The 24,419-nt window shown below is 71.2% G+C and carries 25 protein-coding genes; 9 read left to right on the forward strand and 16 right to left on the reverse strand.

What is annotated here, in order from left to right; all coding sequences use genetic code 11:
- Positions 1-28: 28 nt before the first annotated feature.
- From cbiE to ACQPXS_RS11700, 6 genes are all read right to left on the reverse strand, one after another.
- A complete protein-coding gene (gene cbiE / locus ACQPXS_RS11675) occupies positions 29-1,252 on the reverse strand; it encodes a precorrin-6y C5,15-methyltransferase (decarboxylating) subunit CbiE (RefSeq protein WP_433449158.1) in 1,224 nt (407 codons plus the stop codon).
- Between the two features lie 86 nt (positions 1,253-1,338).
- The gene (locus ACQPXS_RS11680; RefSeq protein WP_351804401.1) at positions 1,339-1,977 is read right to left on the reverse strand and encodes a GNAT family N-acetyltransferase; all 639 of its coding nucleotides are present in this window, start codon (positions 1,975-1,977) and stop codon (positions 1,339-1,341) included.
- Positions 1,978-2,108: 131 nt separating this feature from the next.
- A complete protein-coding gene (locus ACQPXS_RS11685; RefSeq protein WP_365332221.1) occupies positions 2,109-2,939 on the reverse strand; it encodes a MetQ/NlpA family ABC transporter substrate-binding protein in 831 nt (276 codons plus the stop codon).
- Between the two features lie 66 nt (positions 2,940-3,005).
- Complete coding sequence (locus ACQPXS_RS11690; protein WP_365332219.1) at positions 3,006-3,743, reverse strand: methionine ABC transporter permease; 738 nt, start codon at positions 3,741-3,743, stop codon at positions 3,006-3,008.
- The gene (locus ACQPXS_RS11695) at positions 3,740-4,774 is read right to left on the reverse strand and encodes a methionine ABC transporter ATP-binding protein (protein ID WP_351804395.1); all 1,035 of its coding nucleotides are present in this window, start codon (positions 4,772-4,774) and stop codon (positions 3,740-3,742) included. The genes ACQPXS_RS11690 and ACQPXS_RS11695 overlap by 4 nt, the downstream gene beginning before the upstream one ends.
- Before the next feature lie 379 nt (positions 4,775-5,153).
- On the reverse strand, positions 5,154-5,804 hold the full coding sequence (locus ACQPXS_RS11700; protein ID WP_433449159.1) for an HAD family hydrolase: 651 nt from the start codon (positions 5,802-5,804) through the stop codon (positions 5,154-5,156).
- 88 nt (positions 5,805-5,892) lie between these two features.
- Here ACQPXS_RS11700 and ACQPXS_RS11705 point away from each other — a divergent pair, with 88 nt between their 5' ends.
- Complete coding sequence (locus ACQPXS_RS11705) at positions 5,893-6,252, forward strand: hypothetical protein (protein ID WP_433449160.1); 360 nt, start codon at positions 5,893-5,895, stop codon at positions 6,250-6,252.
- 7 nt (positions 6,253-6,259) lie between these two features.
- Positions 6,260-6,679 (forward strand): hypothetical protein, encoded by a 420-nt coding sequence (locus ACQPXS_RS11710; protein ID WP_365332312.1) that lies wholly within the window; start codon positions 6,260-6,262, stop codon positions 6,677-6,679.
- Between the two features lie 98 nt (positions 6,680-6,777).
- Here ACQPXS_RS11710 and ACQPXS_RS11715 read toward each other — a convergent pair whose 3' ends face one another.
- The 3 genes from ACQPXS_RS11715 to ACQPXS_RS11725 form a co-directional block, all read right to left on the reverse strand.
- Positions 6,778-7,275: a GNAT family N-acetyltransferase gene (locus ACQPXS_RS11715; protein WP_351804494.1), complete on the reverse strand. Its 498-nt coding sequence runs from the start codon at positions 7,273-7,275 to the stop codon at positions 6,778-6,780.
- Positions 7,276-7,320: 45 nt separating this feature from the next.
- A complete protein-coding gene (locus ACQPXS_RS11720; RefSeq protein ID WP_365332213.1) occupies positions 7,321-7,827 on the reverse strand; it encodes an RNA polymerase sigma factor in 507 nt (168 codons plus the stop codon).
- Positions 7,828-7,919: 92 nt separating this feature from the next.
- A complete protein-coding gene (locus tag ACQPXS_RS11725; protein ID WP_433449161.1) occupies positions 7,920-9,095 on the reverse strand; it encodes a glycerophosphodiester phosphodiesterase family protein in 1,176 nt (391 codons plus the stop codon).
- 365 nt (positions 9,096-9,460) lie between these two features.
- Here ACQPXS_RS11725 and ACQPXS_RS11730 point away from each other — a divergent pair, with 365 nt between their 5' ends.
- Positions 9,461-10,132 (forward strand): lysophospholipid acyltransferase family protein, encoded by a 672-nt coding sequence (locus ACQPXS_RS11730; protein ID WP_433449162.1) that lies wholly within the window; start codon positions 9,461-9,463, stop codon positions 10,130-10,132.
- 84 nt (positions 10,133-10,216) lie between these two features.
- Here ACQPXS_RS11730 and ACQPXS_RS11735 read toward each other — a convergent pair whose 3' ends face one another.
- The 5 genes from ACQPXS_RS11735 to ACQPXS_RS11755 all read right to left on the reverse strand — a co-directional run bounded on the left by ACQPXS_RS11735 (position 10,217) and on the right by ACQPXS_RS11755 (position 16,185).
- A complete protein-coding gene (locus ACQPXS_RS11735; protein WP_433449163.1) occupies positions 10,217-11,740 on the reverse strand; it encodes an MFS transporter in 1,524 nt (507 codons plus the stop codon).
- Positions 11,737-12,288, reverse strand: a complete 552-nt coding sequence (locus ACQPXS_RS11740; RefSeq protein WP_433449164.1) for a TetR/AcrR family transcriptional regulator — start codon at positions 12,286-12,288, stop codon at positions 11,737-11,739. Before ACQPXS_RS11740 ends, ACQPXS_RS11735 begins: the two co-directional genes overlap by 4 nt.
- An 83-nt stretch (positions 12,289-12,371) precedes the next feature.
- Positions 12,372-13,343, reverse strand: a complete 972-nt coding sequence (locus ACQPXS_RS11745) for an aldo/keto reductase (protein WP_433449165.1) — start codon at positions 13,341-13,343, stop codon at positions 12,372-12,374.
- A gap of 162 nt (positions 13,344-13,505) precedes the next feature.
- Complete coding sequence (argH, locus tag ACQPXS_RS11750) at positions 13,506-14,939, reverse strand: argininosuccinate lyase (RefSeq protein ID WP_433449166.1); 1,434 nt, start codon at positions 14,937-14,939, stop codon at positions 13,506-13,508.
- A 49-nt stretch (positions 14,940-14,988) separates the two neighbouring features.
- Positions 14,989-16,185: an argininosuccinate synthase gene (locus tag ACQPXS_RS11755; protein ID WP_433449167.1), complete on the reverse strand. Its 1,197-nt coding sequence runs from the start codon at positions 16,183-16,185 to the stop codon at positions 14,989-14,991.
- A gap of 171 nt (positions 16,186-16,356) precedes the next feature.
- Between ACQPXS_RS11755 and ACQPXS_RS11760 the strand changes: the two genes are divergently transcribed.
- The 3 genes from ACQPXS_RS11760 (at position 16,357) to ACQPXS_RS11770 (ending at position 18,635) form a co-directional block, all read left to right on the forward strand.
- Positions 16,357-17,190: a hypothetical protein gene (locus ACQPXS_RS11760; protein WP_433449168.1), complete on the forward strand. Its 834-nt coding sequence runs from the start codon at positions 16,357-16,359 to the stop codon at positions 17,188-17,190.
- Positions 17,191-17,339: 149 nt separating this feature from the next.
- On the forward strand, positions 17,340-17,927 hold the full coding sequence (locus ACQPXS_RS11765) for a pyridoxamine 5'-phosphate oxidase family protein (RefSeq protein WP_433449169.1): 588 nt from the start codon (positions 17,340-17,342) through the stop codon (positions 17,925-17,927).
- A gap of 3 nt (positions 17,928-17,930) precedes the next feature.
- Positions 17,931-18,635 (forward strand): L,D-transpeptidase family protein, encoded by a 705-nt coding sequence (locus ACQPXS_RS11770; RefSeq protein WP_390681836.1) that lies wholly within the window; start codon positions 17,931-17,933, stop codon positions 18,633-18,635.
- Between the two features lie 5 nt (positions 18,636-18,640).
- Here the strand turns inward: ACQPXS_RS11770 and ACQPXS_RS11775 are convergent, their stop codons facing one another.
- Together ACQPXS_RS11775 and ACQPXS_RS11780 are read right to left on the reverse strand one after the other, a co-directional pair.
- Positions 18,641-20,125: a sensor histidine kinase gene (locus tag ACQPXS_RS11775; RefSeq protein ID WP_433449170.1), complete on the reverse strand. Its 1,485-nt coding sequence runs from the start codon at positions 20,123-20,125 to the stop codon at positions 18,641-18,643.
- Positions 20,122-20,862 carry a response regulator transcription factor gene (locus tag ACQPXS_RS11780; RefSeq protein ID WP_356313313.1) on the reverse strand — a complete coding sequence of 247 codons (741 nt, stop codon included), beginning with the start codon at positions 20,860-20,862 and terminating at the stop codon, positions 20,122-20,124. Before ACQPXS_RS11780 ends, ACQPXS_RS11775 begins: the two co-directional genes overlap by 4 nt.
- Positions 20,863-21,070: 208 nt before the next feature.
- Here ACQPXS_RS11780 and ACQPXS_RS11785 point away from each other — a divergent pair, with 208 nt between their 5' ends.
- The 3 genes from ACQPXS_RS11785 to ACQPXS_RS11795 all read left to right on the forward strand — a co-directional run bounded on the left by ACQPXS_RS11785 (position 21,071) and on the right by ACQPXS_RS11795 (position 24,411).
- Entirely contained in the window at positions 21,071-22,417 is a 1,347-nt protein-coding gene (locus tag ACQPXS_RS11785) for a ferredoxin reductase family protein (RefSeq protein WP_433449171.1), read from the forward strand.
- A 28-nt stretch (positions 22,418-22,445) separates the two neighbouring features.
- A complete protein-coding gene (locus ACQPXS_RS11790; protein WP_433449172.1) occupies positions 22,446-22,955 on the forward strand; it encodes an FMN-binding protein in 510 nt (169 codons plus the stop codon).
- Positions 22,956-23,028: 73 nt separating this feature from the next.
- Positions 23,029-24,411 carry a ferredoxin reductase family protein gene (locus ACQPXS_RS11795; RefSeq protein ID WP_433449173.1) on the forward strand — a complete coding sequence of 461 codons (1,383 nt, stop codon included), beginning with the start codon at positions 23,029-23,031 and terminating at the stop codon, positions 24,409-24,411.
- Positions 24,412-24,419: the final 8 nt, after the last annotated feature.

The raw sequence follows: 24,419 nt of genomic DNA on the forward strand, positions 1-24,419 counted from the left end.
GCCTACCGCGCGCGGTACGACAACAGGATCACGGGGCGCGATCCGGAAGAATCCCGGTGAGCAGGAATGCGACGCTCCGCTCGGTCTCGGTCCAGGCGCGGGTGTCGAGTTCGACGGACTGCAGCAGGGCGCACTCGACGCGGTATCCGTGCTCGGTCAGGTCGCGGCCGACGAGTTCGGCCGCGTCGCGGGTCGCCGCGTGCGTGACGATGCGCTGCGGGCGCCGGTCGGCGACCGCGGAGACCACGGCCGCGCCCCCGCCGCCGACCCGTACGACGTCCGGTTCGGGCAGGTTCTCCAGGACGTGCGGGGCGATGCCCTGGACCACTTGGAGCTGGACGCCGTACCGGCGCGCGGCCGCGTCGGTACGGGCGCAGGCGCCCGGGTCCCGGTCGACGGCGATGACGGCCGCTCCGGCGCGTGCCGCCTCGGTGGCGAACGCGCCGGAGCCGCAGCCGATGTCCCAGACCAGGTCGCCGACCCGCGGCCCGAGGCGGGCCAGTTGGGCGGCGCGCAGCAGTTCCGTCTCGCCCTCGCCGAGACGGCGACCGGGTCCGTCGCCGTACGACGCGTCGGGCTGCACCCAGCCGCGCGGGCCGGCGCCCGGGTCGCGCCCGGCGATCCAGCCGCCGCTGCCGCCGGCCGCCACGGGTCCGCCGATGGCGATGACGACGTTGGGGTCGCGCCAGGTGTGGTCGGCGGCCTTGTCGGAGGTGACGACGGTGACCTGCTCGCGTTCGGTGCCCAGTTCCTCGCAGATGACGAACGTCCGGTGGACGCCTTCCAGGAGCAGTCCGAGTTCGGCCGGTCCGGCGCCGGGTGCGGTGAGGACGGCGACCTTGGTGTGGGCGCGGCAGACGTTCACGGCCCGGCGCAGGGTGCGCGGGTGGGCGACGACCACCTGGGCGTCGTCCCAGGGCATGCCGGCCCGGGCGAAGGCGGCGGCCACGGCGGAGACGGCGGGGACGACCTCGACCTCCAGGCCGAACTCCGGAGCGCGCAGGGTGCGTACGACGCCGAAGAAGCCGGGGTCGCCGTCGGCGAACACGACGGCGCTGCCGCGGTGGGCGGCGATCCGGCGGGCGGCGAGCGCGACGCTGCCCAGGCGGACGCGTTCGGCGCTGAGCGGGACCTCGGGCAGTGCCAGGTGGTGGGCCGCGCCCGCCACGAGCGTGGCGGCGCCGAGGGCGGCGCGTGCCGCGTCGGTCAGCGGCGAGCCGTCCCAGCCGATCACCGTGACCCGGTCGGCCATCGTCGTTTCTCTCCAGGTCTTCGCAGGTCGTCAGGGGTGCGGGCCCATAGCGGGCACCCTGAGCGTACCTGGTGAGGCCGCGGGGCTCAGTTCCAGTCGGAGTACGACGTGAAACCGCCCGTGTCGGCCAGCTGCTCGCCGGCCCCGGCCAGGTCTTCCGGCAGCAGGCTCCAGACGATGACGTCGGTGCGGACATCCGTCCAGGTGCCGTCCGCTGTTCTGCTGCGCGCTATCCAGGCGCCGCGCAGGACGCCCTCGCTGATGCAGCCGATCTTCTGGGCGACCTGCTGGGAGGCGGTGTTGTCGGCGGCGGTGCGCAGCTCCAGGCGTTCGAACCCCTGGTCGTGGAACAGCCACTGGGCGGTGGCCAGGGCGGCCTCGGAGGCGTAGCCCTCGCCGCGGGCCCAGGGCGCGACGACGTAGGCGATCTCCGCGGAGCGCACCCGCCAGTCGGTGTTGCTCAGATGGACGGTGCCGACCAGGCGCTGGGTGAGGAACTCGTCGACGGCGAACACGATGCCGCGGCCGTCGGCGCGCTCGGCGGGCGCTCGCGTGGTGATCCAGTCCCGGGCGTCGGCCTCGGTGTAGGGCTGGGGGACCGAGGTCCAGGTGGTGACCAGTTCGTCGTTCATCATCTCGGCGAAGGCCTCGATGTCCGACTCCTCGAAGGGGCGCAGGACCAACCGCTCCGTGCTGATGGAGATGTTGGGAAAGGTGCCAGTCATGCGCCGCTCCGTAACTTCTGAAAAACATTCAGGGCCTGCTGAACTGCCCAGCATGCAGCATGGAACCACTGAACCGCACGACGGGGTCCACCCCGGGTGAGGGAGTGGACCCCGTAGCCGTGCGGGGCGGATCAGAAGGACGGGATGACCGAGCCCTGGTACTTGTCCTCGATGAACTTCTTGACCTCGGGCGAGACGAGCAGCTTGGCGAGCTTCTTGACCCGCGGGTCCTTCTCGTTGCCCTTCTTCACGGCGAGGAAGTTGCCGTAGGGGTTGTTCTTCGCGGACTCCAGGACGATGGCGTCCTTGGCGGGCTTCAGACCCGCGGAGATTGCGTAGTTGCCGTTCACCACGGCCGCGTCCACGTCGTCCAGGGAGCGCGGGGTCTGGGCCGCCTCGACCTCCTTGAACTTGAGGTTCTTGGGGTTCTTGGTGATGTCCTGCGGGGTCGCCTCGTTGCCGACGCCGGACTTGAGGGTGATGAGCCCGTTGTCGGCGAGCAGCTTCAGGGCGCGGGCCTCGTTGACGGCGTCGTTCGGGACGGCGATGGTCGCACCGCTCTTCAGGGCGTCGGCCTTCTTGACCTTGTGGGAGTACAGGCCGAGCGGCTCCAGGTGCACCGTGACGACGGGCACGATGTGGGTGCCGCGCTTGGTGTTGAAGTCGTCCAGGTACGGCTGGTTCTGGAAGTAGTTGGCGTCCACCGAGCCGTCCTCGGTCGCCGTGTTCGGCGTGATGTAGTCCGTGAACTCCTTGACCTCCAGGTCGAGGCCCGCCTTCTTCGCCAGCTTGTCCTTGACGAAGTTCAGGATCTCGGCGTGCGGGGTCGGGCTCGCGGCGACGACCAGCGGGCCGCTGTAGTCGGAGGAGGCGGAGTCCTTGCCGGAGCCGCAGGCGGTCAGCCCGAAGGTGAGGGCTCCGGCGGCGAGGACGGCGGTGGTGAGCTTGGCGGTGTTACGCACGAAAAGTGCCTTTCCTTAAGGGTGGTGCGACCCCGTGTATGGGTGTACGGGGAGTCTTTGAGGGCCTCAGGCGGCCTTGCTGACGTCGGCCGCGGCGGGCTCCGTCGCCTTCAGCAGGCGGAGCTTCGGTGCCGGGCCGGAGCGGCCGCCGCGGGCGTGCAGGGAGCGGGCCGCGAGGTCGCCGGCGAACTGGATCAGCGAGATCACGACGGCGAGGATCGCGACAGTGATCCACATGAGCTCGGTCTCGAAGCGCTGGTAGCCGTAGCGGACGGCGAGGTCGCCGAGGCCGCCGCCGCCGACCGTGCCGGCCATGGCGGAGTAGCCGATGAGGGCGATGACCGTGGTGGTGGTGCTGGCGATCAGCGAGGGCAGGGCCTCGGGGACGAGGACCTTGCGGACGATCGTCCAGGTGTTGCCGCCCATGGACTGCACGGCCTCGACGAGACCGTTGTCCACTTCGCGGACAGCCGTCTCGACCAGCCGGGCGAAGAACGGGATGCCGCCGATGGCGAGCGGCACGATCGCGGCGGTGGTGCCGATGGTCGTCCCGGTGACCCAGCGCGTGAAGCTCATCAGGGCGACCATCAGGATGATGAACGGCATGGACCGGCCGATGTTCACGATCTGGCCGATCACCTTGTTGGCGACGACGTTCTGGAGCAGGCCGCCGCGGTCCGTGAGGACCAGGAGGATGCCGAGCGGCAGACCGGCGGCGACGGCGATCAGGGTGGACCACAGCACCATCTGGAACGTCTCGGTACACGCCTGGGACAGCAGCGGCTGCATCTCGGACCAGGTCACTTGGCACCTTCCTTCACCAGCGGAGCCTCCTGGCCCACCACGTCGATCTGCAGGCCCTGTTCGCGCAGGAACCCGATCGGCACCACGTTGTCCTCGTAACGGCCGGGCAGTTCGATGCGCATGCGGCCGATCTGCAGGCCGCCGACGGTGTCGATGGCGGCGCCGAGGATCGAGATGTCGATGTTGTAGGTGCGGGAGAGCTGGGAGATGACCGGCTGGGTCGCGGCCTCGCCGTGGAAGGTGACGTCGACGACGGTCCGGTCGGCGCCCGTGCGCTCACCGCTCACCGGGAACAGCGCGGCGGCCAGCTCGGAGCCGGGGGTGGCCAGCAGCTCGCTGACCGTGCCGGACTCGACGATCCGGCCCTTCTCCATGAGGGCGGCGGAGTCGCAGACCGCCTTCACGACGTCCATCTCGTGGGTGATGAGCAGGACGGTCAGGCCCAGCTGCCGGTTCAGGTCGCGCAGCAGCTGGAGGATGGAGCGGGTGGTCTCGGGGTCGAGGGCGCTGGTGGCCTCGTCGGAGAGCAGCACCTTCGGGTCGCCGGCGAGGGCGCGGGCGATGCCGACGCGCTGCTTCTGGCCGCCGGAGAGCTGGGCCGGGTAGGCCCGCGCCTTGTCGGCGAGGCCGACGAGGTCGAGCAGCTCCAGCGCCTTGCGGGACCGTTCCTTCCCGGACTTGCCGAGGATCTCCAGCGGCAGCTCGACGTTGTCCTGCACGGTCCGTGAGGAGAGCAGGTTGAAGTGCTGGAAGACCATGCCGATGCGGCTGCGCGCCCGGCGCAGTTCCTTGCCGGCGCGCGGGCCGCGGCCGGCGAGGGCGGTGAGGTCGTCCCCGGCGACGGTCACGGTGCCGGAGGTGGGGCGTTCCAGCAGGTTGACGCAGCGGATGAGGGAGGACTTGCCGGCGCCGGACTGGCCGATGACGCCGTAGACCTCGCCTTCGCGGACGTGGAGATCGACGCCGTCGAGGGCGGTGACCTCACGGCCGCGGGAGCGGTAGACCTTGGTCAGGCCCGAGGTGGTGATCACAGGATTTCCGTCACTGTCGAGTGCGCGGGCGTGGGTCTGCCCGGGCACGGGTGCATGCGGTTCAGGCATGGGAAGTGGAGGTGCGTCTCGTGCGGACTGCGCGCACGGACATGCCACGGCTCTCGCTTCGGGGCTCCCCCACTCTCGGCTTCGCTCGAGCGGGGGGACCCCCATGGCTCAGCTGATGCGGGGGCCCTCTAGAAGGCGCACATTCGACACATCAGGCGACACATACAACGAGCACCGGGCGTCATGGTCGCCTCGGTCGCAAGGGTGCGGCAGCTCGTCGTGGTCATGCGATCAGTAAAGCAGACGTATGGCCCTGACCGGTCGCCGCTGTCCGGATAGTGGACAGCGGCGGACAGCTGATGACGGGCACTCAGTGGCGCACGGAGATCTCCACACCCGCGTCGGTGACCAGTGCCGACAAGGCCGACAGGTCCTTGACCACGAGGTCGGCGTCGAGTTCCTCCGCCCGGTGGGTTGTGGCCAACGCCACGGTGGTCATTCCGGCGGCGCGGCCCGCCTGGAGTCCGGCCGGGGCGTCCTCGAAGACGACGCAGCGGGCCGGGTCGACGCCGAGCCGTCGGGCGGCGAGCAGGTAGGGCTCGGGGTCGGGCTTGCCGCGGGTGATGTCGTCGGCGGCGATCAGCGTCTTGGGCAGGATGCCGACGGCGTCCAGCCGGGCCTCGGCGAGCCGCCGGGTGGCGGAGGTGACGACGGCCCAGCTTTCCGCGGGCAGGGAGTCCAGGAAGTCCCGTGTGCCGGGCAGCAGCCGTACGCCGCCGTCGGGTACGTCGTCCACCTCCAGTTGCTCGACCCGGGCGACCGCCTCTCCGACCAGGTGGGCGGGCAGCAGGTCGGCGACTATCTCGGCGGCGGGCCGCCCGTGCAGGGCCACGCGCCCGAACTCCTCGGCGGTGATCCCGTACTCCCGGGCCCAGCGCGTCCAGCAGCGCTCGACGGATGCGAGGGAGGAGACGAGGGTGCCGTCGTTGTCGAACAGGAGGGCGTGCGCGTGGATCGTCATGCACAGACCCTACGATGTGGTCTAGACCCCATGACCTACGGGCGGGGTCGGCGGTCGGCGCCCGTTTCGGCCGTAATAAGGTCACCGCATGCTCAATGCCCTGACGCTGGTGACCGGGGTCGCCGCGCTGCTGCTCGCCGCCTGGTGCGGCTGGGCCGCCTACCGGGACCAGCCGACCAAGGACTGGCACTTCATCGGCATGGCCGTGGTGTCACTGCTGGCCGTGGTCCAGCTGGTGGTCGGGATCGTGCAGCTGGCGCGGGGCGAGAGGCCGGATCAGGGCACGACGATCTTCGTGGCGTATCTGCTGGGCGCGTTCGCGTGCGTTCCGGCGGCGGGCTTCATGTCACTGGCCGAGCGGACCCGCTGGGGCTCGGTGACGGTCGCCGCCGGCGGTGTGGTGCTGGCCGTGCTGGAGGTGCGGCTCTATGACATCTGGGGAGGCTGAGGCCGAGATGACGGCGCTGGAGGAGAAGCCGGCCCGGTTGATCAGCGGGCCGGGCATGCTGCTCGTCTGGTTCTACGGCGTGATGGTGGTCGGGGCGGTGTCGCGTTCCGCGTACCAGATCTCCACGGAGTTCGACCGGGCGCCCCTGGCCTACTCGCTGTCGGCGGTGGCGGGCGTGGTGTACGGGTTCATCACGTACACGCTGATCCGGGGCGGGGAGACCGCCCGGCGGGCGGCGTTGGTGTGCTGCGCCGCCGAGCTCGCGGGGGTGCTGATCGTCGGCACGTGGACGCTGGCCGACCGCTCGGCGTTCCCGGACGCGACCGTGTGGTCGTACTACGGGGCGGGGTACATCTTCATTCCGGTGCTGTTGCCGGTTTCCGCGATGTACTGGTTGCGCAAGGCACGCAAGAACAGGGACGCCTGAGGGTGCGCCGGCGGCCGCGGGTGCTCCGCGGCTCGTCGCGCCCACGCGGCACAGCCGTACGTTGACACGGCCCCGCGCCCCTTTCGGGGCGCTTCGGCTCACGCCGTCTGGACGAACGCCCCCGCCGGCTTCTCCAGGACGATCATCTCCACGCCGTCCGCGCCCTTGGACCTGCCCACCGTCTCGTAGCCGGAGCGGCGGTACAGGCGGAGGTTGCCCTCGCTGCGGTGGCCGGTGAAGAGGCGGAAGCGGGTGGCGCCGCGCTCCTCCACCAGCGCCGCCTCGGCCGCGCGCAGCAGCCGCGCGCCGATGCCGTGACCCTGCAGGCGGGGGTGGACGCAGAGTTTGCCGATGGCCGCCGCGCCGTCCTCGGCGACCTTGCCGCGCACCGAGCCGACGACCTCCTCGCCGAGCCGGGCGACGAACACGCAGTCGGAGACGACCTCCTGGCGGACGGAGTCCAGGGTTTGGACGAGTGGGTCGATGCGGTAGTTGCCGTACAGCGCCGCCTCGCTCTGGAAGCACAGGTACTGGAGCCTGAAGATCTGCTCCGCGTCCTGTTCGGTCGCCACCGAGATGGTCACGCTCATGCCCATGTGCGCACGCCTCCCGCTCACCTGATCACCTGTCGTCCCTCACTCCTATCCCCGCACTTCGCGGGCCGCAACCTCCGGCGTGAGCAATCGGCGCAGACATCCCAGACATCTGGAGCGTTCCGGGCCAAGACTGCCCTGTGAGATACCCAACTCCCCTGCGATCTCCCGGTATGTCAGGTCCTTCGGGGACAACAGGGCCTCGATGAGCCGGGGGCAGCGGCCCGGCAGCCGGCGCACCGCCTCGCGCAGCGCGCGGTACCGGGCCGCCGTGAGGACGTACTGCTCGGGGTCGGCGCGGGTGTCGTCGGGCGGCTCGGCGCCGTACGGGCGTTCCCGGCGGGTGGTACGGCGGCTGCGGCGGGCCTCGGCGCGGACGGCCCTGCGCAGCCAGCCCTGCGGGTCCGGCGGCGGCCCCTCGGTCTCAAGCCGCTCCAGCAGGCGGAGCCAGACGGCCTGCTCCAGGTCGCCCGGCTCGCTCCCGGCGGCATATGCCTCGGCCGAGGCCTCGGCGGTGAGCAGCGGGCCCAGGGCGGCTACGAGGTCGTGCGTCATATGCGGAACGACGCGCCGCCCCGGGAACAGGTTTCCGGGGCGGCGCACAGTCACCCCGAACGGAGTGGCGACAGGGCTGCGGGTTGACGGCCTCAGCCGGCCAGGAAGTCGGCGCGGGCGAGCAGGCCGGTGTCGGCGTTGTCCGTGAAGACGCCGTCGATGCCGGTCGCGAAGTACGTCTTGAAGGCGCCGAAGGAGTCGCCGTAGCCGTCGGCCGCGCTGCCCTTGCGGTACTCGGCCGGGAGGAAGGGGTTCTCGTTGCGCATGGTGTACGGGTGCAGGACCAGGCCCACCTTGTGCGCGTCCGGCACCAGGGTCGTGGGCTTGCCCAGGGTGCCGTCCGCGTTCCTGGGGATGATCAGGTCCAGGGTCGGGCCGATGCCCTCGGCGTAGCCGGCGATCTCCCGGAGGCCCTTGGGCGTGATCAGGTCGGCGACCGTACGCGGGTCGCCCGCCTCGACGAAGTCGTAGGGGCGGCTGTTGGCCGAGGAGAGCAGCACGACGAGCGGGTTGTCGACCAGCTGGTTCAGCTTCTGGATGCTGCTGGGCTCGAAGGACTGCAGGATGACCGGCGAGTTCCGGCCGTCCTTGCCGTACTTGTGCAGCAGCTTCGCCACCCGCTCCTCCAGGCCGAGGCCCAGCTTGCGGAAGTAGGTGGGGTGCTTGGTCTCGGGGTAGATCCAGACCTGCCTGCCGCGCTTGCGGGTCTGCTCGTCCTGCCACTTCAGGACCTCTTCGAACGTGGGTATCTCCCAGCGCCCGTCGTAGAGGGTGTTGTGCGGCCGGTTGGCCGGGATGCGCTCGACCGCGCGCAGCGTCTTCAGCTCGGCGAGCGTGAAGTCCTCGGTGAACCAGCCGGTCGTCGCGACGCCGTCCAGCGTCTTGGTGGTCTTGCGGTCGGCGAACTCCGGGTGCGAGGCGACGTCCGTGGTGCCGCCGATCTCCGGCTCGTGCCGGCAGACCAGATGGCCGTCCTTGGTGGGCACCAGGTCGCCGGCCTCGACGACGTCGGCGCCCAGGTCCAGGGCCAGGTTGTAGGAGCCGAAGGTGTGCTCGGGGCGGTAGCCGCTGGCGCCGCGGTGGCCGATGATCGTCGGCACCGGCAGGCTCTTCAGGCCCCGGCCGCCCTGCCCGGCCGGCCGGGTCTCGGCGGCCTCGGCCGCACCCGGCAGCCCGAGGGCCGCCCCGCTCACGCCGAACACCGCCGCGCCGAGGATCGCCCGTCGCCCGGTGCCCTGAGTCTTCTGGTTCGCCTGGTCGCTGCCCATCAGCGCCCTCCTGCCGTCGGCTCTTTGGTCCGGGCCGATGGTAGGGGCGTGCACATGACCGCAGGGAGGCACTCGACGGAACGCGCGGGTGACGCCGTATGTCCTGTGGGGGGCGGGTGGTGACGGGCCGTCGCATCGGCGGCCGGGGCCGTGCGGCCGACCGGGTGAGAGCTTCGCGCGATCTCCGTCACACCGTCGCAGTCATGTTACGGCGCGTCCCCGGGACGTCACCGCAGGTAAACCCGCGTCAACACTTCGTAAGACCTCGGTGAACCGGCCGTACCCGATGTGCGCCGGGCCCGGGGCCGCGAGTAATGTCCTCACCTGCACAGACTCATATCGACCCCTCGACATCGGAGGCCCCGTTGTCCCGCTTCGCGCTCATCAAGGCAGTGCTCGGACCGATCATGCGCCTGATGTTCCGCCCACAGGTGGAGGGCGTGGAGCACATCCCCGGCGACGGCCCGGTCATTCTGGCCGGTAATCACCTCACCTTCATCGACTCGATCGTGCTGCCGCTCGTCACCAAGCGGCAGGTGTTCTTCATCGGCAAGGACGAGTACGTCACCGGCAAGGGCGTCAAGGGCCAGCTGATGGCGTGGTTCTTCACTGGCGTCGGCATGATCCCGGTGGACCGGGACGGCGCGAGCGGCGGTGTGGCCGCGCTGATGACCGGACGGCGGATCCTGGAGGAGGGCAAGATCTTCGGGATCTACCCCGAGGGCACGCGGTCGCCCGACGGCCGGCTGTACCGGGGGCGCACCGGTATCGCGCGGCTGACGCTGATGACCGGTGCGCCGGTGGTTCCGTTCGCCATGATCGGCACGGACAAGTTGCAGCCGGGGGGTCGTGGGATCCCGCGGCCCGGGAAGGTCACCGTCCGTTTTGGCGAGGCCATGGAGTTCTCGCGGTACGACGGGATGGACCGGGACCGGTATGTGCTGCGGGCGGTGACCGATTCCGTGATGGCCGAGGTCATGCGGCTGTCGGGGCAGGAGTACGTGGACATGTACGCGACCAAGGCCAAGGCGGCCTAGCGCCGCTGGCAGTTCGGCCGGTTGTTCGGGTGCGGGTGCGTTGTGGTTTCTCGCGCAGTTCCCCGCGCCCCTGACTTGGTCGGCTCATCCGGCACTTTCCAGTTTCTGTCCCTTCAGCAAGAACCAAGCCACCAGCGCCGTTCCCAGCAGGACCGCCGCTCCCGCGCCTGATGCCAGATGCAGGCCGTGGAGGAAGGCGTCCCGGGATGCATTCAGAAGTGCCTCCGCTGTGTGCGGGGGCATTTCTGTTGCCGCCTGCACTGCCGCGCCCAGGGACTCGTGGGCCTGGGCCGGGGTGCCGGCCGGGCCGGTGAAGCCGCGGTAGGCGCCCGTGACGATGGAGCCGAGCAGAGCGATGCCGAGGGCCGCGCCCAGTTCGTACGCCGTCTCGGAGACCGCCGAGGCGGCGCCCGCCTGGTCCTTGGGCACGCTGGAGAGGATCACGTCGGCGGTGACGGTGAAGGAGAAGCCCGCGCCGATGCCCACGACCAGGAGCGCGGCGCCGAGCAGGGGGTAGCCGGTGGACGGGCCGAGTGCCGTGAGCGCGGCCAGGGCCAGGCCGACGGCCGCGAGACCGCCCGAGACCACGGCTCGGACCGAGAACCGGCGGGCCGCGCGGCCCGCGATCAGTCCGGCCGCCACCGCGCCGGCCGCGGCGGGCAGTTCGGCCAGGCCCGCCTCGAACGGGCGCCTGCCCTGGACGAGTTGCAGGTACTGGGACAGGAAGAACACCAGCCCGGACATGCCGAGCACGGTCAGCAGGTCGGCGAGGACCGCCCCGCTGAAGCCACGGTGCCTGAACAGCCTCATGTCCAGCAGCGGGGCCGGCATGGTGAGCTGGCGGTGGACGAAGCCGTAGAGGGCCGTCGCCCCGAGCAGTGCCGTGCCGAGCACCGGCCAGGTGAACCCGTGCGTGGCGGCCTCCTTGACCGCGTACACGACGGCGATCATGCCGACCAGCGACAGGACGACGCTGATCAGGTCCCAGGGGCCCGGGTTCGGGTTGCGGGACTCGGGCAGCGTGCGGATGCCGACCAGGACCAGGACCGCCATGACCGGCAGGTTGATCAGGAAGACCGAGCCCCACCAGAAGTGCTCCAGGAGGAATCCGCCGGCGATCGGGCCGACGGCCGTGCCCGCCGAGGCGGTCGCGCCCCAGATGCCCACGGCGAGGCTGCGCTCGCGCGGGTCGTGGAAGAGGTTGCGGATCAGGGCGAGGGTGGCGGGCATCAGGGTCGCGCCCGCGACACCGAGCAGCGCCCGCGCCAGGATCATCAACTCCGGTGTGGTGGCATAGGCGTTGAGGACCGAGATCGCGCCGAACGCCGTGGCACCGCCGAGCAGGATCCGCTTGCGGCCGATGCGGTCGCCGAGGCTGCCCATGGAGACCAGCAGACCGGCGATGACGAAGGAGTAGACGTCGCCGATCCACAGGAGCTGGGTGCCGGAGGGGTTCAGGTCTTCGCTGATGTAGGGGGTCGCCAGGCCGAGGACGGTGGCGTCGACGGCCACCAGCAGCACGGCCAGGACGAGGACGGAGAGCGCGAGCCAGCGGCCCGGGCGCGTCACCGCCTCCGTCGTCGCGGCCGGCTGCAGGGTGCTGGTCATGATTCCTCTCTTCGCAGAGCGCCGCCGAGCAGCAGCTCGGCGACCATCGTCGGGAAGTCCCTGCCGGCCACACGGCCGTCCAGGGTGGCCCAGGCGCAGGAGGCGATCAGGCCGTACAGCGCCTCGGTGAGCCAGACCGGGGTGAGGTCGATACGGAACTCGCCCGCCTGCTGGCCGCGCTGGAACACCGCGCCGATGCGGGTGTCCAGGCGCAGCCATCCGTCGTTCTGCCGCTCGCCCTCCCACAGCTGGCTCTCGCCGTACAGGAAGGCGAGCAGTCCGGCCGCGGGCTGGACCTCGCGCACCAGCCTGCGTACGGCCTCGCTCGCGGGTCCCTCGTCCAGCCGGGCCCGGTCCACGGCCGCCTCGCACTCCTCGATGCCGAGCGCCTCCAGCGCCCGTACGAGGGCATCGCGGCCGGCGAAGTGACGGTGCAGCGTGGCCCGGCTGATCCCGGCGGCCTTGGCGACCTCGTCCATGGTCGCGGTGGATTTGCGGGTCAGCAGAGCGGCCGCGCTGCGCAGCACCTGGTCACGGTCGAGAGCCATGAGACAAGGATAGCCCAGATGAGACAATCGTGTCTCACAGTGGGCGTGCGTGGCTCATAGCCGCTGATCGGGGCCGGTTCCGGTCAGTGCCAGGGCAGCTGTGCGCGCCGCTCCCAGTAGGCGTGCGGGTCCTCGGCGAGCGTGGCGAGGCGGGTCAGCTGGTCCGCGTCGAGGTCGACGGCGGGAGCGTGCAGGTTGGAGACGAGCTGGGTGACCGTCGCGGCGCCGGAGAGCACGACGCCGGCCCACGGCCGGCACAGGATCCAGGCCAGGGCCACCGCGTCGCAGCCGAGGCCGGTCTCCTCGGCGACGGCCCGGAGCATCTCCGGGGCGTGCGGCGCGGCCAGCCGGCCGTTGGCCATGCCCTCCTTGACGATCACGGTGAGCCCGGCGTCGTGCGCCTCGGCGAGGGCGGGGGCCGCCGAGGTCTCGAGCACGTTGTACGTCGACTGGACGGTACGGAAGAGGGGCTCGCCGTCGGCGGTCAGCTGGAGGGCGGCGCGGATCGTGTCCGCCTGGGCGGGGCCGCTGGTGGAGAACCCGATGGTCAGGCCCTGGGCGGCGGCCTCGGCGAGCCGGGCGTGGAGGTCCTTGTCGGTGAGGGCCGGGCTGTCCGGGGTCACCGAGTGGATCTGGTAGAGGTCGAGCCGGTCGCCGAGCACGGCGTCGGTCTCGGCGCGCTGGCGCTCGTACGCGGCGAGGCTGTGGTCCTTTACCTCGTGCCGTTCGGCGTCGGTGGACCAGCCGGCGGTGTAGGTGTAGCCCCACTTGCTGCCGACGACCACGTCGTCGATGTCGGGGCGGGCGTTCAGCCAGTCGGCGAGGAACTCCTCGGAACGGCCGTAGGAGCGGGCCACGTCGAAGTAGCGCACGCCCTGGGCGTAGGCGGCGTCGAGGAGTTCGTGGGTGCGGGTGCGCAGCGAATCCGCGCTGCGGTTCTCTCCGAGGTCTTCTTCGCGGCCGAGGTTGATGTAGCCGGGGCGACCTACTGCGGCCAGGCCGAGGCCGATGTGGCAGGTGGGGGTGGTGGCGGTGGCGAGGCGGGAGAAGGGCATCGCGGGTTCCGTTCGGTCGGCTCCGGTACGGCTTCCGACCAACGTAACCTGCGATGCCCTTCGGGTCCGCCTGAGAACGCGGTCCGTTCGGTGCTTTGGCGAGTGCGGGTGCGATGTGGTCGCTCGCGCGGTTCCCCGCGCCCCTTTCAGGGGCGCTGCAGCTCAGCTCTTCTTCTTGGCTTCCGCCCACTCGTGCTGGGCCGCCACGTCCGCCCTGACCTCCGCCAGCTGTACGGCGACCGCGCTCGGGGCCGTGCCGCCCCGGCCGTTGCGGGAGGCGAGGGCGCCCGGGACGTTGAGGACGGACCGGACCTCGGGGGTGAGGTGGGCGGAGATCTTCGCGAACTGTTCGTCCGTCAGCTCGTCCAGTTCCTTGCCCTCGGCCTCGGCGGCCTTGACGCACTCCCCGGCGACCTCGTGGGCCACGCGGAACGGCACGCCCTGCTTGACCAGCCATTCGGCGATGTCGGTGGCGAGCGAGAAGCCGGCCGGGGCCAGTTCCTCCATGCGCTCGCGGTTGACCGTGAGGGTGGCGATCATGCCGGTGAAGGCGGGGAGCAGGACCTCCAGCTGGTCGCAGGAGTCGAAGACCGGCTCCTTGTCCTCCTGGAGGTCGCGGTTGTAGGCGAGGGGCAGGGCCTTGAGCGTCGCCATCAGACCCGTCAGGTTGCCGATCAGCCGGCCGCTCTTGCCGCGCGCCAGCTCCGCGATGTCCGGGTTCTTCTTCTGCGGCATGATCGACGAGCCCGTGGAGAACGCGTCGTGCAGGGTCACGAAGGAGAACTCCTTCGTGTTCCAGATGATGATCTCCTCCGCGATCCGGGACAGGTTCACGCCGATCATCGCGGTGATGAAGGCGAACTCCGCCACGAAGTCACGCGAGGCCGTGCCGTCGATGGAGTTGCCGACGCTGCCGTGCTCGAACCCGAGGTCCTGGGCGACCGCCTCCGGGTCCAGGCCGAGGCTGCTGCCCGCGAGGGCGCCTGAGCCGTACGGCGACACCGCCGTGCGCTCGTCCCACTGGCGCAGCCGCTCGGCGTCCCGGGACAGGGACTGGACGTGGGCGAGGACGTGGTGGGCGAAGAGCACGGGCTGGGCGTGCTGGAGGTGGGTGCGGCCGGGCATCGCGACGTCCGGGTGGGCCTCGGCGAGGCCAACCAGGGCGTCCTGGAGGTCGGCGATGAGGCCGCCGATGGTCCGGGCGTGGTCCCTCAGGTACATCCGGAAGAGGGTCGCCACCTGGTCGTTCCTCGACCGGCCGGCGCGCAGTTTGCCGCCGAGGTCGGGGCCGAGGCGCTCCAGCAGGCCGCGCTCCAGGGCGGTGTGGACGTCCTCGTCGGCGATCGTGCCCACGAAGGAGCCGTCGGCGACATCGGCCTCCAGCTGGTCGAGGCCGGCGATCATGCGCTGGAGTTCGTCCTCGGTGAGCAGGCCGGCCTTGTGCAGCACGCGCGCGTGGGCACGCGAACCGGCGATGTCGTAGGGCGCGAGCCGCCAGTCGAAGTGGACGGACGCGGACAGCTTGGCCAGGGCCTCGGCGGGGCCGTCGGCGAAACGGCCGCCCCAGAGCCGTACGTCACCGCTGTTGCTGCTCACTTGCGCTGCTCCTAGGGAAGTGGGTCGGTCGGGCGAGGTGTGCGTCAGGCTATGCCTGGAGATCGCGCCGGGCGGCGATCTTCGAGGACAGGCTGTAGATGTCGATGAAGCCCTTGGCCGCGGACTGGTCGAACGTGTCGCCCGTGTCGTACGTCGCCAGGTTGAAGTCGTACAGGGACTCGGGCGAGCGGCGGCCGGTGACGACCGCGCGGCCGCCGTGCAGGGTCATCCGGATGTCGCCGGTCACGTGCCGGCTGGCCTCGTCGACGAAGCCGTCCAGGGCGCGCTTGAGCGGGGAGAACCACTGGCCGTCGTAGACGAGTTCGCCCCAGCGCTGCTCGACCTGCCGCTTGTAGCGGGCGAGTTCACGCTCGACGGTGACGTTCTCCAGCTCCTGGTGTGCGGTGATCAGGGCGATCGCGCCCGGAGCCTCGTACACCTCGCGGGACTTGATGCCGACGAGGCGGTCCTCGACCATGTCGATCCGGCCGATGCCCTGGGCGCCGGCGCGCGCGTTGAGCTGCTGGATCGCCTGCAGGACGGTGACCGGCCGGCCGTCGATGGCGACCGGGACGCCCGCCTCGAAGGTGATGATCACCTCGTCGGCCTCGCGGGGCTCCGCCGGGTCGGCGGTGTACTCGTAGATGTCCTCGATTGGGGCGTTCCAGATGTCCTCCAGGAAGCCCGTCTCGACGGCGCGCCCGAAGACGTTCTGGTCGATGGAGTACGGGGACTTCTTGGTGGTGGCGATCGGGAGCTGCTTGGCCTCGCAGAAGGCGATGGCCTTGTCCCGGGTCATCGCGTAGTCGCGGACCGGGGCGATGCACTTCAGGTCGGGGGCGAGGGCGACGATGCCGGCCTCGAAGCGGACCTGGTCGTTGCCCTTGCCGGTGCAGCCGTGGGCGACGGTCGTGGCGCCGTGCTTCCTGGCGGCGGCGACCAGGTGCTTGACGATCGCCGGCCGGGAGAGGGCCGAGACCAGCGGGTAACGGTCCATGTAGAGGGCGTTGGCCTTGATCGCCGGGAGGCAGTACTCCTCGGCGAACTCGTCCTTGGCGTCGGCCACTTCGGCCTCCACGGCACCGCAGGCGAGGGCGCGCTTGCGGATGACGTCCAGGTCCTCGCCGCCCTGGCCGACGTCCACCGCGACGGCGACGACCTCGGCGCCCGTCTCCTCGGCGATCCAGCCGATGGCGACGGAGGTGTCCAGACCGCCCGAATAGGCGAGTACGACGCGCTCGGTCACGGGTTTCTCCTCACACTGCACGTGCTGTCATGCATGAGTATGCAGAGCTCTGCATGATTCGTCAATGCGCCGGGTCCTTGAACATGTGAAACCGCTTTCTCGTACTTCCCGCCGAGCGCAGGCGCCGCGTTCGTCCGACGACGACACTCCTGACCCAAGTGAGGCATCCGTATGTCCAGGGCTCTTCCGAAGTACAACAAGCGTCGCGTGGCGGTCTTCGGGGGCGCCGCCGCCGTGGCCCTGTCCGGCGCGGTGATCGCCGGCACCGCCCTCGCGGGCACCCCCGCCAAGAGCGGCGGGGCGGCGCAGGCCCGGACCCTCGCGAGCCCCGGCACCATCTCCTGCCCCGACGTCGCCGCCAAGCTCCCGGCCGTCCCCGCCTCCGCCCAGGCCGAGGTCGACCGCAACCTCGCCCTCCTCCAGACCCAGATCCAGGAAGCCGGCAAGCGCCTGCAAACCACCGTGGGCCAAGGCGGACCCAACTTCGTGAACAACGCCATCCTCGGACCCCTCAAGGACAAACGGACCTCCACCATCGACCGCATCGCCATCGCCATCGGCCGCACCACCAAACCCACCGGGCTGGACTCCCTGGCCACCTGCACCCTGAACGCGAGCGGCACCGGCGCGGCGGGCGGTGGCGCCGGCACACCGAGCACGGCCGCGACCCGGCAGTCGGGCACCGGTACGAGTACGGCGGCCGGCGGCGGCCCCGGCACCATCTCCTGCCCCGACGTCGCCGCCAAGCTCCCGGCCGTCCCCGCCTCCGCCCAGGCCGAGGTCGACCGCAACCTCGCCCTCCTCCAGACCCAGATCCAGGAAGTCGGCAAGCGCCTGCAAACCACCGTGGGCCAAGGCGGACCCAACTTCGTGAACAACGCCATCCTCGGACCCCTCAAGGACAAGCGGACCTCCACCATCGACCGCATCGCCATCGCCATCGGCCGCACCACCACCAAACCCACCGGGCTGGACTCCCTGGCCGCCTGCACGCTCACGAAGTGAGGTAGCGGGCAGCGTGGCCGCCCCGACTAGCGCCGGCCGGGGCGGCCACGACGGGTCCGGGCGCGTGCGTCCGCAAGCGCGGGTCCGGACGGGGGCTCTTCGGTGAAATCCTTAGACAGCCGAAGGAACTGCGCCGATAATCCTTAGACATGGGAAAGACCTATGAGCGCATCGACGGCAGGCTCCGGACGTTCATCGAGGAGCAACCCCTCTTCTTCACCGCGACCGCCCCGCTGTCCGGCGACGGCACGGTCAACCTCTCCCCCAAGGGCCTCAAGGGCTCCTTCGCCGTGCTCGACGAACTGACCGTGGCCTACCTGGACGTCGCCGGGTCCAACGCCGAGACCATCGCGCACCTCAGGGAGAACGGCCGGATCACCCTGATGTGGTGCGCCTTCCAGGGCCCGCCGAACATCGTGCGCGTGCACGGCCGGGGCGAGCCGGTCTTCCGGGACGACCCGCGCTTCAAGGAGCTCCTGAGCCATTTCCCGGACATCGACCCGCGCGCGCACGGGCTGCGCGCCGTCATCGTCGTGCACGCCGAACTGGTCCGGGACACCTGCGGGTACGCCGTCCCCTACATGGCCTACGAGAGCGACCGCGACCTGCACGGGAGGCGTTTCGCGCGGGAGGACGACGTCTCGCTGAACGCGTACTTCGAGAAGAAGGAGCATGTCGCGACGAGCCTGGACGGACTACCCGGGCTGCCGTTGCCGCTTCCGCCGTCTAGCGTCTGAGCCATGCGCCCCGGTGTCGTGCTCGCCCTCGTGTCGGCCTCCTCGCTCGCCCTGCTCGGTTTCACTCCGGGTCCCGAGTCCGGCCCGCTGCCCGCACGTCTGGCGGACACCGGCGGAGGAAGCCAGCTGCTCATCGCCCAGGCCCCGGACGCCGGCTCGACATCGGGGACGGTCACCTGGTGGGACCTGCGGGGCGGGCAGTGGGTGCAGGCCGGTTCGGCACCGGCGCGCTTCGGGGCGAACGGGCTGGCGGAGGGCACCTCGCGGAAGCAGGGGACGAACACGACACCGACCGGCTTGTACGACCTTCCCTTCGGCTTCGGGATCAGGGCAGCGCCGGGCGGGACGAGCGTGGAGTACCGGGCGGTCAAGGAGAGTTCCTGGTGGTGCCAGGACAACGACTCGGCGGCGTACAACCGTTGGGTGGATCCGCTGCCCGCCGACTGCCGCGCCTCCGAGTCCGAGCACTTGATCACCTACAGCACCCAGTACGCGTACGGGCTCGTCATCGGCTTCAACTACGACCGGCCGGTGCGCGGACGCGGAGCCGGGATCTTCCTCCATGTGAACGGGCAGGCGGCGACGGCCGGATGCGTGTCGGTGCCTCAGGACGCGATGCGGCGCATCCTCCAGTGGGCGAAGCCGGACCAGAAGCCGCACATGGCCATCGGGACGGTGGACGGAGCCACGGCCGTCACCCGGTACTGAAGGGCTCAGCTCGCCGGAAGCCGCACCGTGAACGTCGTCGAGCCCGGGCTGCTCTCCAGCCGCACGCCGCCCCCGTGCGCCTCCACCACCGCCGCCACGATCGACAGGCCGAGGCCCGCGCCGGAGCCGGAGGTGCCCGTGGGGCGGCGGTGTTCGGCTCGGGTGAAGCGTTCGAAGACGCCGGGCTGGACCTCCTCGGGCACGCCGGGGCCGTCGTCGTGGACAGAGAGGAGGGCCGCGTCGGTGCCGGCCTCCAGGGTGACCGTCACCTTGGTGCCAACGGGTGTGTGCAAACGCGCGTTGGCCAACAGGTTGGCCAACACCTGTTGGAGGCGGTGGGCGTCGCCCGGGACCGTCACCGGGTCCTCGGGCAGGTCCATGCTCCAGCGGTGGTCGGGACCGGTGGCGCGGGCGTCGGTGACCGCGTCCAGGACCAGGTGGGTGAGGTCCACCGGGCGGCGCTCCAGCGGGCGGCCCGCGTCCAGCCGGGCCAGCAGCAGCAGGTCGTCGACCATCTCGCCCATGCGGGCGGACTCGGCCGTGATGCGCTGCAGGGCGCGGGTGACCTCCGGCGGTACCGGGCCGGGGTGCAGCAGGGCCAGCTCGGCGTGGCCGCGGACCGAGGCGACCGGGGTGCGCAGCTCGTGGCTGGCGTCGGCGGCGAAGCGGCGCAGCCGCTCCTCGCTCGCGTGCCGTTTGGTCAGCGCGTCCTCGACATGGCCGAGCATGCGGTTGAAGGCCGCGGCGACACGGCCCACCTCGGTGCCCGGGTCGGCGTCCGGGGCGCGCGGCGGCAGCGCGACCTCGCCGCTGGCCAGCGGGAGTTCGCTGACCCGGGTGGCGGTGGCGGCGACCCGGCTGAGGGGGCGCAGGGACCAGCGGACCCAGAGGGCGCCGGCCACGCCGGTCACCACCAGGGCCAGCCCGAAGACGATCGCGGCGACCGCCTCCAGCCGGCGGACGGTGGCCTCGACCGGTTCCAGTGGCAGGCCGACGATCAGCACGTCCCCGTCCCGGCCGGCGGTGGCGACGACCCGGTAGTCGTGCAGGGCCGACAGCTCGACGGTGTGGGGCCGGCCGTCGGCCGGTGTCCGGGCCAGCCGGGCTGCGTCCTGCGCGGTCAGGCCGACGGTCAGGTCGGCCGCCGGGTCACCGGAGCGGATGAGGCCCTTGTTGGTGACCGTGCCGTTCAGCAGACGGGCGCCGAAGGTGCCGGTGGCCATCCGGCGGGTGTCGCCGTGCTCGTCCCCGTCGTGGTCGTCGGGCAGCTTGCCGTTGTGTTCGAGGCTCTCCGGGAACCGGGTGCCGACCTGGGCGAGCTGCTCGTCCAGGCGCTGGGTGAGGAAGCCGTTCAGCTCGACGACCGCGGCCAGGCCCACGGCCGCGCAGCTCACCGCCAGCAGCACCACCAGACCGAAGGTGAGCCGGGCGCGGAGGGTGCGGGGCCGGGGCAGCCGGGCCAGGGCACCGCGCAGGCCGAGGCGGCTCACTTGGTCACCGGTTTCAGGACGTAGCCCGCCCCGCGCACCGTGTGGATCATGGGCTCGCGGCCCGCGTCGACCTTCTTGCGCAGATAGGAGATGTACAGCTCGACCACATGGGCCCGGCCGCCGAAGTCGTAGGACCAGACCCGGTCGAGGATCTGCGCCTTGCTGAGCACGCGGCGCGGGTTGCGCATGAGGAAGCGCAGGAGCTCGAACTCGGTGGGTGAGAGCTCGATCAGTTCGCCGGCCCGGGTGACCTCGCGGGCCTCCTCGTCCATCACCAGGTCGCCCACGACCAGCCGGGGCCCCTCCTCCTGCTGCCGGGCCATGCCCGCCCGGCGCAGCAGGCCGCGCAGCCGGGCCACGACCTCCTCCAGGCTGAAGGGCTTGGTGACGTAGTCGTCACCGCCGGCCGTGATGCCCGCGATCCGGTCCTCGACCGCGTCCCGTGCCGTGAGGAAGAGGACGCAGACGTCCGGCTTCACCTCGTGCAGCCGGCGCAGCACGGCGAAGCCGTCGGTGTCCGGGAGCATCACGTCCAGGACGACGGCGTCGGGCAGCAGCTCGCGCGCGGTGCTGAGGGCCGACGCGCCGTCCCCGGCGGCACGCACCTCCCAGCCCTCGTAGCGCAGGGCGCCGGTGAGCACCTCCGCGAGGTCGGGGTCGTCGTCGACGACGAGGACGCGCAGCGGGGTGCCGTCGGGTCGGGTGAGGGCCGGGCGGCCGGAACGGGTGGTGTTCATCGCGCCTTCCAGCATCACCCATGGGGAGGAATGCGAGACACCGCCTCCGCTCTGAGTTTTCTCTGAGAGCCCTCAGGCCCGCTGAACGCAGTCTGAGAACAGCTTCTGAGTCTGCTCTCAAAGCGCCTGGTGACAGGGTTGCTCAGAGGTGTCTCAGAGCTTTCCGCCGCACAGTGGCCCGGTACGACGGACGAAGGGACGGCGACTGATGACCACCGTGGATGTGCGGCGGGCGGCACCGCCCGTGACCGCACGGCGCTCCCCCGCGGGGCCCGTGCTGGCCGCGCTGTGGGCCGGGGCGGCGGCCGTGGTCGCGCTCTGGTGGGCGGACACCGGGTCCGTGGTCGGTTCGGCCGGGTGGCTGACCGGCGCCGGGCGGATCGCCGGGCTGCTGTGCGGGTACGCCTGCGCGGTGCTGGTCGGTCTGATGGCGCGGGTGCCGCTGCTGGAGAGGCGGATCGGCTCGGACCGGGTGGCGCGCTGGCACGCGATGGCCGGCCGGTACACGGTCTGTCTGCTGGTCGCGCACATCGTGCTGATCCTCGCCGGGTACGCCGCCCAGGACCGGGCCTCGCTGTGGCACGAGGCGGTGACCGTCGTCCTGGACTATCCGGACATGCTCAAGGCCACCGCCGGCACGGTGATCCTCTTCGCGGTCGGCATCACCTCGGCCCGGGCCGTGCGCCGCCGCACCAGCCACGAGTTCTGGTACTACGTCCACCTGCTGACGTACGCGGCCGTGTTCCTGGCCTTCTTCCACCAGCTGACGCTGGGGAACGAGTTCAACGGCAAGCCGGTGGCGACCGCCGCCTGGTACGCGCTGTACCTGGGCGTCGCGGCCCTGGTGCTGTGGTTCCGGATCCTCGCCCCGGTCCGCCTCAACCGGCGCCACCGGCTGCGTGTGGACTCGGTTCACCTGGAGGCACCGGGTGTGTACTCGGTCGTCGTACGCGGACGGCACCTGGACGAGCTGGGCGCGCGGCCGGGGCAGTTCTTCCGCTGGCGGTTCCTCGGCGAGGGCCTGCGCTGGACGTCGACGCCCTACTCCCTGTCGGCGCCGCCGCGCCCGGATCTGATGCGCATCACGGTCAAGGCGCTCGGCGACCACAGCGCGGCCGTCGCCCTGCTGCGGCCCGGCACCCGGGTGTGGGCGGAGGGCCCGTACGGCTCGCTGACCGCCGACCGGGCCACCAGCCACCACTCCCTGCTGATCGCGGCCGGCGTCGGCGTCACCCCGCTGCGCGCCCTGTTCGAGACGCTGCCCGGCGAGGTCACCCTGCTCTACCGGGCGCGCCGCGCCGAGGACCTGGCGCTCGGCGCGGAGCTGGAGGCGATCGCCCGGTGGCGCGGCGCCCAGGTGCTGTACGCGCTGAACGGTCCCCGGGGCGAGCGCCCGGACATCACGGCGCAGTCGCTGCGCGCGACCTTCCCGGGCCTCGCCGGTCACGACGTCTACATCTGCGGGCCGCACGGCTTCGCGCAGGACGTGTACGAGGCGCTGCGCGCGGCCGGGGTGCCGGACCGCCGCATCCACCACGAGTCGTTCGAACTGTGAGAACCGTGAGAACTGTGAGGCTGACCACGTGCATGCCCTGAGGAAGAACCGCCCGCTCCGCCGGATCGTGCTGGCCAGTGCCGCCACCGTCTCCGGGATGGTGCTGCTGCTGTCGCTCAAGCCGCACACGGGCCCCACGCTGGCCACGGCCGACACCAAGTCGCCGACCGTGTCGAGCAGTTCGGCCCCGTCGAGCGGATCGGGCGGATCGTCGGGCGGATCGAGCGGCTCCTCCGGCGGCTCCGCCTCGGGTTCGAAGGTCAGCAAGACCGTCACCGGAGACACCGTCCAGACCCGCTGGGGCCCGGTCCAGGTGCGGGTGACGATCAAGAGCGGCAAGCTCACCGAGGTGACGGCGGTGCAGTACCCGCAGGACAACCCGCGCGACCAGGAGATCAACAGCTACGCCCTGCCCCAGCTGCGGCGTGAGGCGCTGGCCGCGCAGAGCGCGGACATCGACATGGTGTCGGGCGCCACCTACACCAGCACCGGCTACAAGCAGTCCCTGCAGTCCGCGCTGGACTCGGCGGGACTGTGAGGCGGAACCGCTGAACACTCGGCGCACGCGGCACGTATCTGTGGGCCAAGGGTCAAGTCCCCACGGAGGAACCGTGACCACCACGCTCGCAGGCGGACGTGCCGCCCGCCGACAGACGATGCGCCGCATCCGCCCGCGCCGCTCCCCGGCCGTACCGCTGCTGCTCGCCGTCTGGGCGGGCGCGGCGGCCGTGCTGTGGCTCTGGTGGCACAACACACCGTCCATCGCCGACGACACCGGCCGGATCCTCAACGCCGGCCGAATCACGGGCCTTCTGGCCGGCTATCTGATGGCGCTGGTCGTGTTGCAGATGGCGCGCGTGCCGGCGCTGGAACGGCGGGTCGGCTCGGACCGGGTGGCCCGCTGGCACGCGATGAGCGGCCGCTACACGATCTGCCTGATCGTGGCGCACGTCTTCCTCACCATGTGGGGGTACGCGCGCCAGGCGGGCAAGTCGCTCGGCGACATCGTCCAGCAGACCATCGACTCCATCAACCAGCTTCCCGATGTGGGCAAGGCGGCCATCGGCACGGGCCTGTTCGTGCTGATCGGGCTGACGTCGATCGGCGGGATCCGCCGCCGTATGCCGTACGACACCTGGTACCACGTCCATCTGATGACGTACGCGGCGGTGTTCCTGACGTTCTGGCACCAGATCACCACCGGCAACGACTTCGCGGTCGAGCCCATGGCGAAGACCTTCTGGTACGTCCTGTACGGCGCGGTCACCGCGCTCGTGATCTGGTACCGGATCCTCACCCCGATCCGGCTGAACCTCAAGCACCGGATGCGCGTGGAGGCGGTCATCGAGGAGACGCCGGGCATCGTGTCGGTGCTCATCGGCGGGCGCAAGCTGCACCGGATGGGCGCGGAGGCGGGACAGTTCTTCCGCTGGCGGTTCCTCGCGCCGGGGATGCGCTTCAGCTCGCATCCGTACTCGCTGTCGGCGGCGCCCCGCCCGGACATGCTGCGGATCACGGTGAAGGCGATCGGCGACCACAGCGCCCGGCTGCGCGAGCTCACGCCCGGCACCCGGGTGTGGGCGGAGGGCCCGTACGGCGCGATGACCGCGCAGCGCCGCAGCCGGGGCAAGGTGCTGCTGGTCGCGGGCGGCGTCGGCATCACCCCGATGCGGGCGCTGTTCGAGACGCTGCCCGGGGCGGCCGGTGACATCACCCTGCTCTACCGGGCCAACAGCACCCAGGACCTGGCGCTGTGGGACGAGCTGGCGAAGATCGCCGACGAGCGGGGCGCGCGGCTGATGTACGCGGTGAACAGCCCCGACGGGGAGCGGCCGGACATCTCCGCGGAGAACCTCCAGCGGAAGATCCCGGACATCGACCGGCACGACGTGTTCATGTGCGGCCCGACCGGGTTCGCTCAGTCGGTGTACGAGGCACTGCGCGGCGCGGGGGTCCCCGCCCGCCGCATCCATCACGAGTCGTTCGAGATGTGAGCGGGAGC

Source organism: Streptomyces sp. CA-142005, assembly GCF_050942335.1.
Lineage (GTDB): Bacteria > Actinomycetota > Actinomycetes > Streptomycetales > Streptomycetaceae > Streptomyces.

Bases quoted from the DNA above. Each gene is read 5' to 3' on its own strand.
- cbiE (WP_433449158.1), bottom strand. From the start codon at position 1,252: ATGGCCGACCGGGTCACGGTGATCGGCTGGGACGGCTCGCCGCTGACC.
- ACQPXS_RS11680 (WP_351804401.1), bottom strand. From the start codon at position 1,977: ATGACTGGCACCTTTCCCAACATCTCCATCAGCACGGAGCGGTTGGTC.
- ACQPXS_RS11700 (WP_433449159.1), bottom strand. From the start codon at position 5,804: ATGACGATCCACGCGCACGCCCTCCTGTTCGACAACGACGGCACCCTC.
- ACQPXS_RS11705 (WP_433449160.1), top strand. From the start codon at position 5,893: ATGCTCAATGCCCTGACGCTGGTGACCGGGGTCGCCGCGCTGCTGCTC.
- ACQPXS_RS11710 (WP_365332312.1), top strand. From the start codon at position 6,260: ATGACGGCGCTGGAGGAGAAGCCGGCCCGGTTGATCAGCGGGCCGGGC.
- ACQPXS_RS11715 (WP_351804494.1), bottom strand. From the start codon at position 7,275: ATGGGCATGAGCGTGACCATCTCGGTGGCGACCGAACAGGACGCGGAG.
- ACQPXS_RS11720 (WP_365332213.1), bottom strand. From the start codon at position 7,827: ATGACGCACGACCTCGTAGCCGCCCTGGGCCCGCTGCTCACCGCCGAG.
- ACQPXS_RS11725 (WP_433449161.1), bottom strand. From the start codon at position 9,095: ATGGGCAGCGACCAGGCGAACCAGAAGACTCAGGGCACCGGGCGACGG.
- ACQPXS_RS11735 (WP_433449163.1), bottom strand. From the start codon at position 11,740: ATGACCAGCACCCTGCAGCCGGCCGCGACGACGGAGGCGGTGACGCGC.
- ACQPXS_RS11740 (WP_433449164.1), bottom strand. From the start codon at position 12,288: ATGGCTCTCGACCGTGACCAGGTGCTGCGCAGCGCGGCCGCTCTGCTG.
- ACQPXS_RS11745 (WP_433449165.1), bottom strand. From the start codon at position 13,343: ATGCCCTTCTCCCGCCTCGCCACCGCCACCACCCCCACCTGCCACATC.
- ACQPXS_RS11760 (WP_433449168.1), top strand. From the start codon at position 16,357: ATGTCCAGGGCTCTTCCGAAGTACAACAAGCGTCGCGTGGCGGTCTTC.
- ACQPXS_RS11765 (WP_433449169.1), top strand. From the start codon at position 17,340: ATGGGAAAGACCTATGAGCGCATCGACGGCAGGCTCCGGACGTTCATC.
- ACQPXS_RS11770 (WP_390681836.1), top strand. From the start codon at position 17,931: ATGCGCCCCGGTGTCGTGCTCGCCCTCGTGTCGGCCTCCTCGCTCGCC.
- ACQPXS_RS11780 (WP_356313313.1), bottom strand. From the start codon at position 20,862: ATGAACACCACCCGTTCCGGCCGCCCGGCCCTCACCCGACCCGACGGC.
- ACQPXS_RS11785 (WP_433449171.1), top strand. From the start codon at position 21,071: ATGACCACCGTGGATGTGCGGCGGGCGGCACCGCCCGTGACCGCACGG.